1 protein-coding gene is annotated in these 1,247 nt (G+C 61.7%); it reads right to left on the bottom strand.

The window, feature by feature from the left end:
- Positions 1-21: 21 nt before the first annotated feature.
- Positions 22-1,182, bottom strand: a complete 1,161-nt coding sequence (locus tag HQN59_RS25740) for an IS30 family transposase (RefSeq protein ID WP_176071989.1) — start codon at positions 1,180-1,182, stop codon at positions 22-24.
- Between the last annotated feature and the right edge of the window lie 65 nt (positions 1,183-1,247).

Here is a 1,247-nt window from a genome sequence, read left to right as displayed (position 1 = left end):
GTCGGCAACACCTCGGCGGATTCAACCGGTCGATGCAACGATCTGGCTGAACCGCTCAGCCGGCGTCTGGAAGCCAAGCGTCTTCCTTGGTCTCTCGTTTAATTGTCTTGCTACGGCGTTGAGCTTGGCCTGGGAGTAGCTCGAGATATCGATGCCTTTGGGCAAGTACTGCCTGAGCAAGCCGTTCGTATTCTCGTTGGTACCGCGCTGCCAAGGGCTGCGCGGATCGCAGAAGTACACCTGGATGTCGGTGGCTAGCGTGAACCGCTTGTGACCAGCCATCTCCTTGCCTCGATCCCACGTGAGCGACTTGTAGAGCTCCTGCGGCAGCTTGCGCGTGGTCTTGATCAACGCGTTGACGACCGTCTGCGTGTCTGTGGCCGGGATCTTGACGAGCATTAGGTAGCGCGTTTGTCGCTCCACCAGCGTGGCAATCTGGCTCGCGCTCGTGCCGAACAGCAGATCGCCTTCCCAGTGGCCTGGCACGGCTCGATCCTCGACCGATGCAGGGCGTTCGCTGATCGATACGGTATCCAGGATTCGTCCATGAGTCTCGTTCTTCTGCGTGTAGTGCCGAGACCGGCGCATGCCGCGCGTACGTCTCAAGTGCTGGAGCAACTCCTTCTTCAGGGCTCCACGCGCCTGAATGAACAGACTGCGGTAGATGGTCTCGTGTGACACGCGACAGCTCTCGTCGTGCGGATGAGCATTCTTAAGCCATCCGGCGATTTGCTCGGGCGACCACAGTAGCCGAAGCTTGTCGCTCACGATCCTCGCCAAGGCTCTGTTCGCCGCCAGTTTGCAGCACTTGGGACGAAGCGCTCGGTCCCAGGCCGCGCAGTCTGCTTCGCTGGCCCGGTAGGCCGCTCGACCGCCATTGCGCTTGAGCTCGCGGCTGACCGTCGATGATGCTCGACCGAGCAGCGCAGCGATCGAGCGGATGGACCGGCCTTCCGCCATCGCGCGTGAGATCGCCTCCCTTTCGGCCAGAGTCAGCGCCGTTGCACAGCGGGTCCGCGCCGGCGGCCGAATGCCTCCCGCCCGGGACAGGATTCCCTGGACAGACGTATGGGCTCGATTGAACAGATGGGCGATCTGATGCAGCGTCCAGCCTTGCCTCCAACGCTCCCACATCAGAGCCTTCTGGGCGACCGTGTAGTAGATGCGTGTGCGGTACTTCATCTGCAACACTCCTGCTGCCTTACGCAGCGATCAGTGTGTTGCACGGACCGGTTGAATCCGCCCTC

This window comes from Rhizobacter koreensis, from assembly GCF_013366375.1.
Classification (GTDB): domain Bacteria; phylum Pseudomonadota; class Gammaproteobacteria; order Burkholderiales; family Burkholderiaceae_C; genus Schlegelella_A; species Schlegelella_A koreensis.
Note: the sequence above shows the minus strand (reverse complement) of the source record. Positions and strands in the feature narration are given on the sequence as shown.

Coding starts and splice junctions, on each gene's coding strand:
- HQN59_RS25740 (WP_176071989.1), bottom strand. CDS start 1,182: ATGAAGTACCGCACACGCATCTACTACACGGTCGCCCAGAAGGCTCTG.